This window comes from Kribbella sp. NPDC004536, assembly GCF_042873835.1.
GTDB lineage: Bacteria > Actinomycetota > Actinomycetes > Propionibacteriales > Kribbellaceae > Kribbella.
Window position 1 is genome coordinate 231,950 of the sequence record NZ_JBIALY010000004.1, and the last position, 16,783, is coordinate 248,732.

Annotated in this window: 10 protein-coding genes; 3 read left to right on the top strand and 7 right to left on the bottom strand. The window is 65.8% G+C overall.

Annotated features, from left to right (window positions below):
* The first annotated feature begins 55 nt into the window (after positions 1 to 55).
* The gene (locus tag ACFYRU_RS34385; protein ID WP_387667454.1) at positions 56 to 940 is read left to right on the top strand and encodes a 5-aminoimidazole-4-carboxamide ribonucleotide transformylase; all 885 of its coding nucleotides are present in this window, start codon (positions 56 to 58) and stop codon (positions 938 to 940) included.
* Here the strand turns inward: ACFYRU_RS34385 and ACFYRU_RS34390 are convergent.
* From ACFYRU_RS34390 to ACFYRU_RS34405, 4 genes are read right to left on the bottom strand one after another with little or no spacing between them, the layout of a single operon-like run.
* Positions 930 to 1,469 carry an AAA family ATPase gene (locus ACFYRU_RS34390; RefSeq protein WP_387666649.1) on the bottom strand — a complete coding sequence of 180 codons (540 nt, stop codon included), beginning with the start codon at positions 1,467 to 1,469 and terminating at the stop codon, positions 930 to 932. The two genes, ACFYRU_RS34385 and ACFYRU_RS34390, sit on opposite strands and share 11 nt — an antisense overlap.
* 10 nt (positions 1,470 to 1,479) lie before the next feature.
* Positions 1,480 to 1,743 carry a MoaD/ThiS family protein gene (locus tag ACFYRU_RS34395; RefSeq protein ID WP_387666652.1) on the bottom strand — a complete coding sequence of 88 codons (264 nt, stop codon included), beginning with the start codon at positions 1,741 to 1,743 and terminating at the stop codon, positions 1,480 to 1,482.
* Positions 1,740 to 2,834: a WD40/YVTN/BNR-like repeat-containing protein gene (locus ACFYRU_RS34400; protein ID WP_387666655.1), complete on the bottom strand. Its 1,095-nt coding sequence runs from the start codon at positions 2,832 to 2,834 to the stop codon at positions 1,740 to 1,742. The genes ACFYRU_RS34395 and ACFYRU_RS34400 overlap by 4 nt, the downstream gene beginning before the upstream one ends.
* 13 nt (positions 2,835 to 2,847) lie before the next feature.
* A complete protein-coding gene (locus tag ACFYRU_RS34405) occupies positions 2,848 to 3,780 on the bottom strand; it encodes a 2-hydroxyacid dehydrogenase (protein ID WP_387666658.1) in 933 nt (310 codons plus the stop codon).
* Positions 3,781 to 3,857: 77 nt separating this feature from the next.
* Here ACFYRU_RS34405 and ACFYRU_RS34410 point away from each other — a divergent pair, with 77 nt between their 5' ends.
* Positions 3,858 to 5,237 (top strand): FAD-binding oxidoreductase, encoded by a 1,380-nt coding sequence (locus tag ACFYRU_RS34410; RefSeq protein WP_387666660.1) that lies wholly within the window; start codon positions 3,858 to 3,860, stop codon positions 5,235 to 5,237.
* Positions 5,234 to 6,520 carry a class I SAM-dependent methyltransferase gene (locus ACFYRU_RS34415; protein WP_387666663.1) on the top strand — a complete coding sequence of 429 codons (1,287 nt, stop codon included), beginning with the start codon at positions 5,234 to 5,236 and terminating at the stop codon, positions 6,518 to 6,520. The genes ACFYRU_RS34410 and ACFYRU_RS34415 overlap by 4 nt, the downstream gene beginning before the upstream one ends.
* A 470-nt stretch (positions 6,521 to 6,990) precedes the next feature.
* Here the strand turns inward: ACFYRU_RS34415 and ACFYRU_RS34420 are convergent, their stop codons facing one another.
* Genes ACFYRU_RS34420 through ACFYRU_RS34430 form a run of 3 tightly spaced genes read right to left on the bottom strand, consistent with a single transcriptional unit; the run spans position 6,991 to position 16,683 of the window.
* Positions 6,991 to 7,293 (bottom strand): hypothetical protein, encoded by a 303-nt coding sequence (locus tag ACFYRU_RS34420; protein WP_387666665.1) that lies wholly within the window; start codon positions 7,291 to 7,293, stop codon positions 6,991 to 6,993.
* Between the two features lie 25 nt (positions 7,294 to 7,318).
* The gene (locus tag ACFYRU_RS34425) at positions 7,319 to 13,996 is read right to left on the bottom strand and encodes a polymorphic toxin-type HINT domain-containing protein (RefSeq protein WP_387666667.1); all 6,678 of its coding nucleotides are present in this window, start codon (positions 13,994 to 13,996) and stop codon (positions 7,319 to 7,321) included.
* A 14-nt stretch (positions 13,997 to 14,010) separates the two neighbouring features.
* Positions 14,011 to 16,683, bottom strand: a complete 2,673-nt coding sequence (locus tag ACFYRU_RS34430; RefSeq protein WP_387666670.1) for a LamG-like jellyroll fold domain-containing protein — start codon at positions 16,681 to 16,683, stop codon at positions 14,011 to 14,013.
* Between the last annotated feature and the right edge of the window lie 100 nt (positions 16,684 to 16,783).

Genomic DNA, 16,783 nt, shown 5'->3' on the forward strand with positions numbered 1-16,783 from the left:
TGGGGTACCACCGGGGAGCTTTTGAGCGGGGCGTCGTCCGCCTGGGCGCCTCCGAATTCGTTCGGAGGTCCGGATGCGTTTGCGGTACGGGATGAATCCACAGCAGGCCGCCCACTGTGGTGCTGCGCCGTTCACGGTGCTCGCGGGTGAGCCTTCGTACATCAATCTGCTCGATGCACTGACCGGGTGGCAGTTGGTACGGGAGGCCTCGGCGCGGTTCGGCGTACCGGCGGCGGCGTCGTACAAGCACGTCTCGCCGGCGGGCGCCGCGCTCGGTGGCTCCGTGACCGAGGCTTACCAGCGGGCGCGTGAGGCGGATCCGAAGTCGTCGTACGGCGACTTCGTGGCGGTCTCGCATCCGGTGGACCTGGAGCTGGCCGGTCTGCTGAAGCGGGTGGTGTCGGACGGGATCATCGCGCCCGGGTACGACGACGGCGTGGTCGAGCTGCTGGCGGCGAAGAAGCGCGGTACGTACCTGGTGCTCGAGATCGACCCGTCGTACGAGCCGCCGGTGGAGGAGGTGCGGGACGTGTATGGCGTACGGCTGACGCAGGAGCGGGACGTCGCGCCACTCCCCCGCGAGCTGCCGGACGACGCCGTACTCGGGATGATCGTTGCCCGCTACACCCAATCGAACACGGTGGTGATGGTGAAGGACGGGATGACGATCGGCGTCGGCGCCGGGCAGCAGTCGCGCGTCGACTGCACGCGCCTGGCCGGCGAGAAGGCTGCGCTCTGGTCGGGTGAGCCGCTCACCGGAGTCACGATGGTGTCGGACGGTGCGCTTCCGTTCGCCGACAACGTCGAGGTGGCGCACCGGTACGGCGTCACGCACATCGTCGAGCCCGGCGGGTCGATCCGCTCCTCCGAGGTCGAGGCCGCCTGCTCGAACCTCGGCATCACCTGGTCCGCCACGGGCATCCGCCTGTTCAGACACTGAGCAAATAGGAGCCCGAGGCAACAGCTTCGCGAACCTCGGCCGCAGTCTCCGCGACGTCGAGCCCACTCGTGTCGATCGCATGCGATTCAAGTTCGCCGAGGTCCGCGAACGCCCCATGCAGCCCGGTGAGTGCATCCACGTCGGTCAACTCGACACCGCCGCGCGCCTGCCCACGCTCCAAGGTCGTCGCTAGATCTGGCCGCAGGACGACGTACGACATCCGCCACTGCCCCTCGGCGGCCGCCGTCCGGTACGGCGGCAGGAACCACGGTCCGATGATGCCGTCCACCACGACGTCATACCCGCCGTCTGCGAACACCGCGACCGCCGCGACGATCGCGTCCACCACGACGACATTCTGTCGTTGCGATTCCGGCAGGTACGGCGGTACGAATCCGGTCCGGATCGCGCGGAAGAACTCGTCGGTCGTCACGTGCACCGTCGGCCGGGCCGCGTCGGTCGCGACCAGCCGGGCGACCGTGGTCTTGCCTGAACCGGACGGGCCGGTCAAGAGGAGGACATCGCTCATGTTGCCGATGTCAACCTCCCGCGACGCTTGGCAGGATGAGTAGTTCGTCTCCTTCGGTCAGCGTGGTCTGGAGGCCGTCGAGGTCGCGGATGTTGTCGTCACGCAGGTACACGTTCACGTGCCGGCGTACCGCGCCTTGCTCGTCGGTGAGCCGGCGTCGCAGCGGTGCGTCCAGCGCGGCGAAGGCCTCGGCCACCGTGGCGCCCTCGACCTCGACCCGCTCGGCCCCGCCCGCGAACGGGCGGAGCACCGTCGGCAAGCGGACCGCGATCATCCGACGACCGCTGCGCGCACCGTGAGCACGTCGGGCAGGTGGCTCGCGACCTCCGTCCACGTGTCGCCGGCGTCGGCGCTCGCGTAGACGCAGCCGTCGCGGGTGCCGACGTACACACCGGCCGGGTCGGAGGCGTCGGTCGTCATCGCGTCCCGCAGTACGGGGATGTAGGAGACCTCGGGCAGCCCGGACGACAGCGCCTCCCAGGTTGCGCCGGCGTCGCGCGACCGGTAGACCCGGCAGCGCGCCTCGGTCGGGATCCGGTTGCCGTCGGCGACCAGCGGGAAGACGTACACGGTGTCGGGCTCGTGCGGGTGCACCACGATCGGGAACCCGAAGTCCGACGGCAGGCCGTCCGCGATCGACTTCCAGATCGCGCCGCCGTCGTCGGACCGGTACACGCCGTGGTGGTTCTGCGCGAACATCCGCTCCGGTACGTCAGGATGCGCCGCCAGCTTGTGCACGCACTGGCCGAACTCCGGGTCGGGATCCGGCATGAAGTACGCCTTGATCCCGTGGTTGGCGGGCGACCACGTCTCGCCGCCGTCCGTCGTCTGGTAAACGCCACCGGTCGACATCGCCACGCTCAGCCGCTGCGGATCAGTCGGATGCGGGAGGACGGTGTGCACCGCTTGACCGCCGAACCCGGCACCCCAGTCCTTGCGGTGCGGGTGGTCCCACAGGCCTCGGACCAGGTTGAACGTGACACCGCCGTCGGTCGACTTCCACAGCGCGGACGGCTGCGAGCCGGCGTACACCACGCCTGGCTGGTCGGCCGGCGCCGCCTGGATCTGCCAGACCCGCTCGAGCGAGGCTTCCGCGTCGTGCGGGAATCCAATCGAGCCCTCCGGCGGCTCGGCCCAGGTCTTGCCGAGGTCGTCGGAGTGGAAGACTGCCGGACCCCAGTGCTCACTGGTGCCGCCGACGAACAGCCGAGCCTGACCGCCGCGGGTGTCGATGCCCACGGCGTACACGCCCTGCATCTCGAACTCCGGCACCGGCCCGTCGAGCCGCCAGTCCTTGCGGGCAGCGTCGCTCCGGCCGATCCAGAGCCCCTTCTTGGTCCCGATCAGCAGTACGGCCTCGGACATCGTCGTCCTCCCTCTACCGTGGTGGACCCCCCACCACGTTGATCAACGGTTCCCCGGACGCGTAGCGCGCCATCTGCGCCCGCACCAGCCTGGCCACCCGCGGCGCGAACGCCGTCGAGGCGCCGCCGCGGTGCGGATTGATCAATACGTTCGGAGCAGACCACAGCGGATGTCCGGCAGGCAACGGCTCGGGGTCGGTCACGTCCAGCGCCGCCCGGACCCGGCCGGTGCCGAGCTCGGCGATCAACGCGTCCGTGTCCACGACGACACCGCGAGCTACGTTCACCAGCAGCGCGCCGTCCTTCATCCGCTTGAGGAACGCGCCGTCGACCATCCGCGTGGTCTCCGGCGTCGCAGGCGTCAGCAGCACGACCACGTCCGCCCGCGGAAGCAGCTCCGGCAGCTCGGTCATCGGGTGTACGCCGTCGCGCTCCCGGCGCGCGACCCGGATCACGTCGCACTCGAACCCGCTCAGGCGGCGCTCCAGCGCCTCCCCGATCGCGCCGTACCCGAGGATCAGCACGGTCCGGTCCGCGAGCGAGTCGTCGACCTGGTCGTACGAATTCGGCCAGAGCTGGCGCTCCTGGTCACGGACCGCGCGCGGCAGGTTCCGGAACGAGGCGATGATCAGCCCGACCGCCAGCTCGGCCGTCGACGCGTCGTGCACCCCGCGGGCGTTGCACAAGGTGACACTGCCGGCGAGTCGCGACTGGACGTGCTCGAACCCGGCGGTCTGCAGCTGCACGACCTTCAGCGCGGGCATCTCCCGGACCACATCCAGCACGTCGCCGCCGCCCATGTAGCTCGGCACGTAGAACTCCACCTCGTCGAGCGACTTGGGCCGCTCGCCGCCGGCGTACCACTCCACGTCGAACCCCGCGGGCACCCCGCCGAGGAACGCCTCGGGGTCCTCCCACGGGAGCCATGCCTTCACCACATCACCCATGCCCCAGAACCTACTCGGACCTGTGGACAGTTTTGAACTCCCGTGCCAGACCGTGGGCACAGTCGTAAGCTGGATCGGTGCCTTCGACATCGGATGTGGCGGCGGTGGTGGCGCACGATCAGGCCGTCGGGCGGCTGCGGGAGTCGTACGAACAGATCCCGCAGGGCGCACCGATCCGGCTGGCGAAGCGCAGTTCGAACCTCTTCCGGCCGCGGACCGAGCTCGACCGCCCCGGGCTGGACGTCTCGAAGCTGACCGGCGTGATCGGCGTCGACCAGGACGCGCGGACGGCCGACGTCCAGGGCATGTGCACGTACGAGGACCTGGTCGCGGCCACGCTCCCGTACGGGCTGACCCCGATGGTCGTACCGCAGCTGAAGACGATCACGCTCGGCGGCGCGGTCACCGGCCTCGGCATCGAGTCGTCGTCGTTCCGCGCCGGCCTGCCGCACGAGTCCGTCCTCGAACTCGACATCCTCACCGGCGCCGGCGCGTTGGTCACCGCGCGTCCCGACGGCGAGCACGCGGACCTGTTCCGGATGTTCCCGAACTCCTACGGCACCCTCGGGTACGCGACCCGGCTGCGGATCGAGCTCGACCGGATCTCGCCGTACGTCGCGCTCCGGCACGTCCGGCTGAGCCTCGACGAACTGGCGCCCGCAATCGACGAGATCGTTGCCTCGGGCACCTACGACGGGGAGCCGGTGCACTTCGTCGACGGGGTCGCGTTCAGTACGTCGGAGGCGTACCTGACGCTCGGGCGGAACAGCGACGCCGCGGTTCGTACCAGCGACTACACAGGACAGCAGATCTACTACCGGTCGATCCAGCAACGGCAGACGGACTTCCTCACCGCGCACGACTACCTGTGGCGGTGGGACACCGACTGGTTCTGGTGTTCGGCGGCGTTCGGCGCCCAGCGTCCTGTGATCAGGCGGTTATGGCCTCGGCGTTGGCGGCGCAGCGACGTCTTCCACAAGATCGTCGGCTTCGAGAACCGGCACCACTTCGCGGCCCGGCTGAACCAGCGGCGCGGCCACCCGGACCGCGAACGCGTCGTGCAGGACGTCGAGATCCCGGTCGCGCGACTCGCGGACTTCCTGCGCTGGTTCGACGTCAACGTGGGGATGCGGCCCGTGTGGTTGTGCCCGCTGCGATTGCGCGGGTCCGAGTCCTGGCCGCTGTACCCGCTCCAGCCCGGCGAAACGTACGTGAACGTCGGCTTCTGGGGCACCGTCCCGATCGCCCCCGGCGCCACCGACGGCGACGTCAACCGCCGCATCGAACACGCAGTCACCGACTTCGGCGGCCACAAGTCCCTGTACTCGGACGCCTACTACGACCGAGAAACCTTCGACCGGCTCTACAACGTGCCGGCCCTGACCAAGGTGAAGCAACGCTACGACCCCGACGCCCGCCTCACCGGGCTCTACGAAAAGGCGGTGGTGCGCCGATGACGACGCTCGCGACTCAGGTATCCATTGCTGACGCTCTCACGGCCGTGATGCCGGACGGGTTGCCGTTCCGGTTCACGGCGTACGACGGGAGTGCGGCCGGGCCTGAAGACTCCTCGATCCACATGCACCTGGCCAACGAGCGCGGGTTGTCGTACGTCCTGACCGCGCCGGGCGACCTCGGGATGGTTCGCGCGTACGTGATGGGCGACCTGGAGATCACCGGCGTGCATCCGGGCGACCCGTACGAGCTGATGCGGCTGATCCTCGACCGGTTCCACTTCCACCGGCCGAAGGCGGCCGAGGCGTTGCGGATCCTGCGCGGGCTCGGGTGGAGCCACCTGAAGCCGCCGCCCCCGCCGCCGCAGGAGCACCTGCCGAAGTGGCGCCGTACGTTCGAGGGGCTGCGGCACTCGAAGGCGCGGGACAAGTCGGCGATCCACCACCACTACGACGTGTCGAACACGTTCTACGAATGGGTCCTCGGGCCGTCGATGACGTACACGTGTGCCGTCTACCCGACCGCCGACGCGACGCTGGAGGAGGCGCAGTTCGAGAAGTACGACCTGGTCGCGCGGAAGCTCGACCTGAAGCCCGGGATGCGGCTGCTCGACGTCGGCTGCGGCTGGGGCGGGATGGTCCGGCACGCGGCCCGCGAGTACGGCGTGACCGCGCTGGGCGTCACGCTGTCGGCGGCCCAGGCCGAGTGGGCGTCCGAGGCGATCAAGCGCGAAGGTCTGGAGGACCGGGCCGAGGTGCGCTACCTGGACTACCGCGACGTGTCCGAACGGGACTTCGACGCGATCAGCTCGATCGGGCTGACCGAACACATCGGCGTCCGCAACTACCCGTCGTACTTCGGCTTCCTGCTCGACCGGCTACGTCCCGGCGGCCGGCTGCTCAACCACTGCATCACCCGCCCGGACAACCACTTCCGCAACACCGGCGCGTTCATCGACCGCTACATCTTCCCCGACGGCGAACTGATCGGCTCCGGCCGCATCATCGCCGAAGCCCAGGACGCCGGCTTCGAGGTCCGCCACGAGGAGAACCTCCGCGAGCACTACGCCCTCACCCTCGCCGCCTGGAACCGCAACCTGGTCGCCCACTGGGACGAAGCGGTCGCCGAAGTTGGCCACCCCACCGCCAAGATCTGGGGCCTCTACCTGGCCGCCAGCCGAGCCGGCTTCGAACACAACACAATCCAACTCCACCAGGTCCTAGCAGTGAAACCCGACTCCCGAGGCAACTCCAACTTCCCCCTCCGCCCCACCTGGGGCAGCTGAAGCACCCTGCCGCGGAAGCCCGGCTCATACCGGTGAGCCGGACCAGCTCGTCGGGACAACCAGGGGCGGAGAAGTTGCGTGACCTGCACTCGCGTCGACAGCATCAGAGTCTCGTCTGCCGGCAGCAGAGTCACTGGCACCGACGGTCGGGACAGGCCGACGCCAAACGCGCCGACCAGGTCTCGACCAAGACGCCACCGAGTTGCTGCATCATCGCTTCCTGCAGGTCCCACGGTCCCCGCCGGACGCCGAACAAGTATTCGAGTTCGAAGAAGTTGAAGCTGTTGACGAGCTCACTCCAAGTGCGGCGCCACTCTCGTCGACTCTCGGCGAGAGCGGTCGATCTAGTCTCCATCCAAGTAGCCCGGCGGAATCTGATCCGGAACATCCACTTTCCTCGGCATCAGCGCAACCCGAGACTCGGAAAGAAGTACTCGACTCACGATCAGTCGCGTGGGAAGTGATCACAGTTAGTCGCCATCAACGACCAGGTAATGATGTGCGCGTCCAGCCACTTTGCCCGCCAGCCTGTTCAACTCGTCCGCGGCAGCCAGGGTATCTGGCTCGAGAATTGCTGATTGCAGATCCCGTAACTCCTGCACGATGATTTGCGCCTGCCTACTGTTGAAAACAGTGTCGTCGTAGTGATCCACGGACGCCAGCAGTGGCTGTCGCCCCGTCGATGCGGCGCTGAACAATTCTCCAAGGTTCGGATGAGAGCTGCGCTCAACAACGTCTCCGGAGTATGTCCGAACAAAGATACTCAGCGCCATTCCATTCCTTCCGATGGCAGCACCACTAACGGGGCACATCTGGATGCATCGTGACTACGCCGCCATATTTGTCGGTAATGACAGTATACGTCGACGTCGGCGCACCACCTTCACTGGGTGCTCTATTTCCGATCAGACGCCCAGCATCACAGATTCGTGCACAACGCCCATTCTCTTGCGGTGTGGCCGGAAACCTGTTTGAGTCCTCTGCGAGCTGGTACAGGTCTTCCTCATCATTGAAGTAGCCCTTCGTCGCATCTCTTCTCTCACCGCTGACCGTGTGCTTGCTACGGACGTACGCCTCCCCCTGATCGTCGAGCCAAGCCTCGCCACAGTTGTGGACAAGCACCGGTGCACCACCGGCCGACAAGTAGTAACTGTGGACCCGCGCGACGGTCAGATTGAAGACCTTGGCGAAGGCCGTGCGGCGATCGACCCTTCTCACCACCACAGACTTCATAGGATCGCCGCTGTACAGGCGATCCCCCGGCTCAACTTGACCGGCAACGATCCACCTTTTCAGGAGCGGGAGATAGAACGGGTGACCCGACGTGGCCGTCGTCGAGGACGTCACAGGCGCACCCGAGGTCGATCTGGTGACCGTCGTGATGGTGACGAGGTCCTTCGCGCCCTGACCGACGATCGTGCCGACTACCGGCGACACGGACGACTTACCCGTGTCCGGATCGGTTGCAACCACGCGGTCACCGGTTCTGATGTCAGCTATCGACTTGAAACGTCCGTCAGCCATCAACACTTGCGCCTCAGGGGTGAACGAGTTGCAGCGACCGGCCGCACGCAGTTCGTCTTCGGCTTTGTGGAGGCCCTTGATGCCGTCTATGGCTTCGCCGACCAGGTCTTTGATGCGGCCTATGAGTTTCCATGCCTTCTTGGCGTGAATGAGGTACTTCGTGATGAGTTTGCCGGCGACGCCGCCGACGAAGGAGGACAGGACGGTGACACCGGTCGATATGCACGCTCCCACGTCGCCGTCGGTGAAGCAGTTCAGCGCATCGGTGATGCCGAGTTCGTCGGCGACGATCTTGACCAGGTCCTTGATGACCTTCTTGATGCGCTTCTTTGTCTCCTTGACCTTCTGATGGTGCTGAGAGACCTCGGCCTCTTCCCAACTGTTGATCTGTTTGCCGTCGTCGTCCTTGTACGAGATGAAGTCCGACCCGGTCTTCTTCTTCGCCTCCTGCTTCTCCGCGGCCAGGTCGCTGTGCCCGCGCGTTTCGGTGCCCTCCTCGGCCTTGCTGCCGAGGAACATCAAACCGTCGGGGTCGCTGAAGGTGGCCGGGCTGTTGTTCGAATACGCGTAGGCGTTGAGCGTCTGCGGATCCGCACTGTCCACCAGCGGGTCAACGCTGATGAAGCGACCGAGCTTCGGGTCGTACTCGCGGGCGCCGAGATGCGTCAGTCCGGTCGAGGGATCGTCGACACCGTTGACGAAGCCCCGCGAGTTCGGTTCCCAGGTGGCCGATGGCGTACCACGTGCGTTGCCGAACGGATCCATGAAACGGCGAGACACCGTCGTCGTCAGCCCATCGACCGAAACCGTCGCCGTACCGTGCGGGTCGGACATCAGGTATTCGACCGAGCCGCTGTTGTTGCGCATCGCGATCGTCGAGCCGTTGAAGTCGTAGTACCTCGTCGAACTCACCGCATCGGTCGTCTTGTCCCACCGGACCTCGGCAGAGGCGAGGTAGAGGGTGGATCCCTTGGAGTCATGGCGGATCAGACGACTGCCATCCGCGTCGTAGACATAGCCGGTGTCACCGCCCGCACCGGTCACCGAGGCGAGATTCCCTTCGGAATCCCAGGCGAATGTATCTGTGTCACCGCCAACCGTCCGAGAGGCCAGGTTGCCCGCCGCATCGTAGGCGTACGAGTCGGCCGACGTCCCCGAGGGACCCGCAGCCGTGACGCCGGTGACCGCGTGCGGCCGGGACGCTGCTGCCGCCGGGTACGTGTAAGCGGATGTGGTGTCCCCCGCGACTTTGTGGTCGATCAGGCTCGTGCGGTTGCCTGACGCGTCATACCGGTACGACTGCCAGTACGGCGCGGCTCCACCCAAGCTCGACGCGGATCTGGCGTCAGCACAGGTACCGGCCGGCGTCCATGCCTCGCTAGTCCGCCGTAGGTAGTCGGTCGCGAAGCATTGCAGATCGCTCGACGTGCCGAACTGGTGGGAGATCGACGTGACGTTCGACGCGTCGTCGTACCCGTATACGAAGGTGTCGTCGGTCTCAAGAACCGATTCCCGGTCGACCTTCATCTTCGACAGCCGCCGCGTGCCCTGCTCGTACTCGAACGACTGATAGATACCCTTCCCGGTCTGCTGACCCATGTGATATTGCAGCGGATCTCCGTACTCGCCGTAGACGGTGTCGCTGACGTACGCCTGCCAGCCACCCATCTGCTTCAGGTTTCCAGACGCGTCGTAGTAGAGGTCTACCGTTTCGTCCGGCAGTCCTGGAGTGCTCGGCAGCTTCGCCTTCTTGACGGTGCCGTCCGGGTTGTACTGCGTGGTGCTCGTGTATGTGCCGGCCAGCTTTCCCTCGGATGCCGGAATGACGACTTGTGTGCCGACGGGGCGGTCCATCGCGTCGTAGCCGGTGACGGCGGACACGTAGTTGTTGCCGCCGATGGTCCGGGTGGACGACGTCAGAAGGCCCTTGCCGAGCGTGTCGTAGACCCAACTGGTCAACACCGGTCCACTTGCCGATCCGCTGCGCACAGCGGTCTTCCGGTCGAGCTCGTCGTAGGAGTACAGGAGCTCTTGCCCCCGTGCATCCTTACTCGACACGAGCCGGTCGGCAGCGTCGTACACCGATGTCGTGGTCCCCTTGTCGGGATCGTCCGTGCGTACCTGCCGACCGCGCAGGTCATATCCGTATCGCCACGTGCTGCCCGCCGCGTTCGTGACAGTCTCGAGCTGGTCATCTGGCGTATAGGTGTACTTCGTGGAGTCGTAATCGCCGCCCGCGGCCCGGCCGTGGAACTGACGCAACTCCGTGACCTTGCCCCTCGCATCGAGCATTTTGATCGTGGTGGTTGCACCGTCGGGCGGAATTACCGCGATCGCGTTGCCCCCGTAGATCGTCTCTGTCCGCCACTTCTCCGCGTTCTGTACGACAAACTGAGACAGGACCATCCGATCGGCGCCGTCATAGGTGTTGAGGGTCCGGGCAGGCAGATTCGGCTCGTTGGCGTCGAACAGCGCGTTCGACGGCGCGGAGGTGTCGTAGTACGGCCCGTCCTGACTCATGACGTTGCCTCGCGCGTCGTACCGGGTGTCGATCAGCACCCGGCCGAGACCGGTCGCCGCAGGTGTCTGCACCTGACGCTGCCTCAGCAGACCATCGAACAAGGTCCGACTGGTCTTGTACGTACCGTCCGGCTTGAGCTCCTGTGTGGCCACCACAGTCGGTGCGGTCTTCGACACCAGATAGCTGAAGATCATCGACGCTGTCGCGCCACCGGACTTCGAACGGTTCGGCAGCCAAACGCCGGTCAACCGACCGAACGCATCGTACGTCAGGTCAGTACGGTGCCCGTTGGGATCGACCTCGGCGAGGGTGGCTCCCCAGGCCGGCGAAATACTGGTCGTGTTGACGAATCCCTTGGAATCCGTCGTGGTCATCGCGGTGACCGGGCCACCGGTTGCGGGCGTGAACGTCACAGTGCTGGTACGGCGGTCCAGGCCGTCGTAGCTCTGGACGATCCGGCCGAGAGAGTCGTAGACGGTCCGTGAACGCTGCTCGTAGAGCGGGCCGCTGCTCCATCCACTCATGCTTTCGACCTTGGTGGTCAGTCCTCGAGTGGGCGCGTCCGTGAGACCCGTGTGGCCATCGAAGTAGCTCCGCTCGTCGGAGATCACCTGCGCCGGACGGCTCGGCGTCGTCCCGCAGGCCACCGACACCTTCTCCTCCCGACTCACCGGTGCGATGAGCCCGATCGCGTCGTTGCGGTTGTAGGTGTAGCGAATGCAACGGTCGTCCGCTGTGGTCGCGAGGTCGCCGAGATCGTCCACAGACGTCGGCATGCCGACCGCGTCGAACGTCGTGACCGTCCCAGCGGTTCGATAGCTTCCACTGCTCAGCCGGGTCCGTGTCACGGAGGATCTCGTGCGCAGAATCATCGCCGTGTCTCCATCGACGGTGCCGGTGGCGGTGACCCAGGGCGTAGAGATCGTGCCTTCGACCTCCGCACCACCTGCGCCGTCGTAGGTGATCTGCTCGCGGACGAAACCGTTGTAGCGGTCGGCGTCCTCGATCGTGTCCCCTTGGCTGTCGGTCACGATCGCGGTTTTCCTCGAGGTCCCGTTGAGATCGAGGTAGTCGTCATGCATGCCGCGGAAGAACAGGTACTGCGTCTGGGTCTGATCGCCGAGCGGGCCGGCCTTCACGTTCACCTTCGAGTATCCGCGCCAGTCGCCCCAGCTGCGGTACTTCAGAAGCGTGAGCTCGTTGTCGTCGAAATGCCAGGCCGGCGTACCCACGTACTCGTACATGGTCTGCTGGTCCGGCGCGTCGGTGGTCTGGTCGTCATCGACCACGGAGGTGACGACGTACTTGTTGAACCAGTTCATCGTGGGAGCCGCGCCCCCGTCGATCGTCCAGTAGACCGGGAAGCAGCGACGTGTGTTCGTCGCCGGGTTGGCGGGTTTCGACGTCGGCGTGCAATCGGCGTCGCTGTAGTTGACGCTGGTCGTCTGACCGGATTCGGATGTCACCGACGAGACGCGGTACTTGTACATCGCCGGAGCGCCGTCGCCGATGGCGTCGACCCGGTTCGGCTTGTCGACCCCGGTGAAGGTGACGGTGGGATTGGTCAGCGTCCCACCGACGCGACCTTGGTGGGTGATCGAGCGAAGGAACAGCGAAGGCGCGACATCGGTCGCCGGGTAATCCTGCGTCATCGTCCAGGTGTCTACCGGCGAATATTTGTTGTCACTGCCGAGAACCTCGGTGTTGACCGTGCTCAGTCGCTTGCGGGTGAAGAAGGACGGTGACGTCCGGTTCGGGCAGGACGTCGACGACGTACAGAGCTGGTCGAACGGCGTGTCCGGCCAATGCGACGCGTTCGCAGCAGTCAGCTGAGCGGGATCGCAGGTGACTGTACCGCTGGCCAGGCATCGCTCGGCGACCCCGAACCAGACCCGCGCCGGTGCAGCGGTCGTGGTCTCGGCGCTGCCTGCCACCTTTCCGTAGTCGACGATCCACGGGTAGCTGGCTCGCTGGTACAGCGAGACACCGGTGTTGTTGTTCCGCCCGTAGTAGTTGTTCTCCTGGACGTAGCGATAGCTCATCAGGTTGTTGCTCAGGTCAACGACGCGGTCGAGATTCCAGCGCCAGGCCTGTGTGCAGTACGAGGTTGCGAAGGTCGACGTGTGGCACGGCTCGCCGGCCTGGTTTCCGAAGACCGGGACCGTGCTCACCGAGTTCGCGCGACCGCCGTCGGGCGAGTAGGGATTGATGCCGAAAAAGTACTTCGTACCGTCGCTCGTCGTGACCTGCCAGTACTCGCCGCCCTGTGCGCCGTTCGTCGCACCGTACCGGCGCTGGATCAGCGACCCGTCGTCGTTCTTGAGCCGGAATGTGTCGACCTTGTTCACGGTGTCCGAGCCGATCTTGAGCAGCTCGCCCGAGTGACTGCCCAGCGACAGCACGGCATTGTCCGACTTCCAGCACAGGTCGCCCGTCTTGACCGTGGTGTTGCTGCCCGACATGTCATCGGCGCAGGACACGTACTTGCGCTCGATGAACCCCGGCTCGAGCGAGTGGCCCTCGCCGATCCAGGACGTCTGGTTGTTGGTCGACGCGATCTGTCCGTCGACCGAGCCCGAGCTGTAGCCGATCGACAGCTCGGGTTTCGGCCCGGTGGTACCTGGCGGGACTCGTAGCGGATAACTCCAGGTGAAGTCTCCGGTCTGGGCTCCAACGTTCCACATTGCCGACGGAGACAACGACGTCGCCGCGTACGAACCTGCCGGTCCCGACGCGCCGGCAGTCAGCGCCAGCGTCGTGTACTGCGCCGTGGACGACGGAGCCGCCGGCGAGACCTCAACCTCACCGGTCACGATCTTGCTGTCGACGTCGTTGTCCGTGGAAGCGATCGGTCGCTCTTGCGAGCATATTTGGCTTGCGGTACAGGTCAGTTCAACCAGTCGGAGACGCGACGACCAGTCACCGCCGTACGCTCCCGCGAACTTCGAGTAGTCGAACCGCACCTTCACTGTCGCCGGGATCGCTTGCGCATCGGTGCGGCTGATGCGCATCGCGACGCCGGTGACTCCGAGGCGTTGGCCGACGGCCTGGCTGAGCACCTCCAGCCGAGCAGATGGCGGGGTCGCGCTCCGAGCCGAGGGTATGGCCACGCTGGCGGCGACCGGAGAGCTGTCGACCGACTTGGCCGCCATGCTTGGCGGCGCTGCGCCCACAGTCGATACCGAAGGTTGCGGCCAGACGGGGATCGCCGAGAGCGCGGACGCTCCTGTCACCCGGTCGGACTTCTGCACCGTCGCCGGGACGAAGTCCTTGCCTGGTGTGGTCCTTTCCTTCTGTGTGACCGGAGCCGGACGGTTCGGAGTCTTCGCCGCTGCCTCCGGAACGTACGACGCCATTCCGGCGGTCAGGCTGACGCCGAGCAGAGTGACCATCGCCGCCAACGGACGCCGCTTGGTGTGCAGTGATCGCATGCGAATTCTCCGGATCAGTTCGTCGGGGCGGTGTCGTACATGTCCGTGAAGACTGCGGCGTCGTCGATCGGCCCCGGATAGATCCGGGTGTCGTCGACCTGCCCCTCCATTGGGTAGGCGACGCCGCTGACCGTGCCGGTGCCGAGTCGAAGCAGGCCCGGTGCGTCGGCGGTCGGGGTGACTGCAGCCTTGAGCGCTACCGCCTTTTCGTTCACGAACAACGTCAGGGTGTGCTCGCCAGAGTTGTAGATGCCGGTCAAGTAGACCCAATCGCCCGCCAGATAGCCCGAAGGCGGCGAGGTGACCTCGATATCACCTGATCCGGTCGGATTGGCGACAGAGAACGACCACACTGCCTTTGGATCGCCCGGATCGGACAGGTCTTGGCTCTTGACGCCCAGCGTGAACCCACTCGTTCCGGAGCGGTCCTCGCTCAGTGCGATCTGACGCCCGGCGACGTTGCCCAACTTGACTCTGGTGCTGACGCTGAAGCTTCGGCTGGTGTCGACGATGTTGCTCGCCGCCGACCCGGCCGACTCACCCCGGTTCAGTTCGATCGACCAGTCCTGTTTGGCAGCCGCAGGATCCCAGTGGTCTCCGGGCGCCCAGGTGACATTCGTGCCCAACGTCAGGGGGCCGGCCTTGCCGCTGGAATCACCGAGGGTTCCGCCGGTGCCCTCGTCCATCCTCCAGATGCCTGAGGCAGAGCCCGTCTGCACCTTGACGAATGCCTCGCCGAAGTCGGCGCTACGGTTGCCGACGCGGTCGTAGCTCCACGCTCTGATCACGGTCGGCCCCGTCTTGTTCGCAGTGAACGTGAACGTGCCCGGACTGACCGGAACGATGGCGCTGGTCGGCTCCTCCGTGTCGATGCTGTACCGGAAGTAGTTCTGGTCGGCTGCCGTCGCGCCGATGCGGACGCTCACCTGCTCGCCGAGCGAGTAGATCTTGTCGTCGCCCGACACGATGGTGACGGTCGGCGGATCCGGTTTCGACGTGTCGATGGTGAACCAGCACATCGGCGACCAGGCCGAGTAGTCGTAACCGTCCCAGGCACGGACCCGCCATCCGATGAGACGTCCCGAGATCAACGGTGCGACATCGGATTGAGGAGTGAAGTCCGTTGTACTGCTGCTGACCTTCGTGACGCTGGTGAGCCGCTGTGTCGGCGCCTGCTGGCCGTTGTACCAGAACTCGAAACCTGCCTGCGAAGACTGGAGGTCGCTGTCCAGGATCGTCACGTGCGGCATCGGACTGGACTGGTTCACCCTGGAGGGGTTCTGATAGTCGGTCGAACACCCCATAGTGGGATCGGTCGTTCGCATGCCCGCGACCACGGGCACGTTGTTGTACGTGATCGCGAGACGAACGGTTGCGCTGAATCGCTTCCAGGCCATCGAGTCGGTCTCGCTCGCGGCGCGGAGTCCGAGGTGCACCCAGCTACTGCCTGCTGCAGCCTGCTCGGCGACGGCCGTTGCGACATTGAACTCGAGCCACTTTCCGTTCGGAGTGCACTCGTCACGCCCGACCGCGTCTGTCACCGACGACAACTTCTTGAGCCAGACGTTGGACCCGGAGCCATTGCTCCAGTTCACCTCCGTGTTGATCGCGGCCGTCTTCCAGGCCTGCACCTCCTTCGCGGTGCAGCCGGCGGCCCAGGTCTCGTACGCGCTGAAGATCCCTGAAAGGATGTGCGTTCCGGCGAGACCGGAGATCTTCATCTTGTAGATCAGCCGCTTTCGGCTCCACGGCTCGAAGGACTGGTAACCGACCCCCTCCGGCCCGGCCCAGTTCCACGAGGACGTCGTCGGGTAGTGCTCGTTGATCATCGCCCGCCCCTCCTGGGGCGCGGCGAACGGCGGATCGATGTGCAGTGGGTACTCCGTCGCGGCGTCGTTCACCAGCGCCGGCGCCGGGCTGATAGTCAGCGAGTCCTGGCTGACCCCGACCGGCACCTGGACGACCTTGTCACCTTCCAACGGAGCTTCCGTGCGGTCGTCGTCCGTAGGCGCCTCCGCGTTACCGCGCGAATCCCACATGACGGGCTGAGGTCCGGTGAAAACCACCTTCCCCAAGTCGTCTTTGGCCTCGATCACTCCGCCAGGCGTCTTCGCCACCGACAGGCCGGGGGCATCCATCCGAAGATCAAGTCCCTGCAACTGCGGCAGCCGGGCTGCGGTCGGTGTCTTGACGATCAGAACTTCACTGTAGGAGTCGGCGGAGGCCGTGATCTTGAGATCGACGTCGGGATACACATCGCCATAGGTAACGCTGTCGCCGGACACCGCGGGCGCGGGAAGCACGCCGGGCCAGGTCAGTGTGAGCTGATGCCCGTCCGATTTCATGACGATGAGTGGATTGCTGCCGCCACCGGAGAACGTCACATCAAGCGCCGTCGCCCTCGGCTGGATCCGACCACCCGGCGCCTGCTGCAGGTTGGTGTCGATATCGACCCACTGACCGTTACGTTCGACGCGGACCGGGGTATTGGTCTGCTCGAGAGTAAATGTCCCGTTCGGGTTGGCGAATGTCTGCTCGGTCTCGGTTCGCTTCTCGAGCACCTCTACCCGCTGCCCGGTGGCCTTGGCCCGGCTCAATGGTGATTCGTTGCCGCTGGCATTGCTCGGCGACGCCTGCTGGGCGATCGCCGGTTGCACGGCCGGCAGCGCCAGCAAGACCAGCGTCAATGCGCACACAGCGGTTGTTGCTCGTCGTACGACAGACTTCCGCCCCTTGGGCAGGCCCCACCCGTTCATCGCCCCACCGCTCCTTGACTCCCCCGAGCCA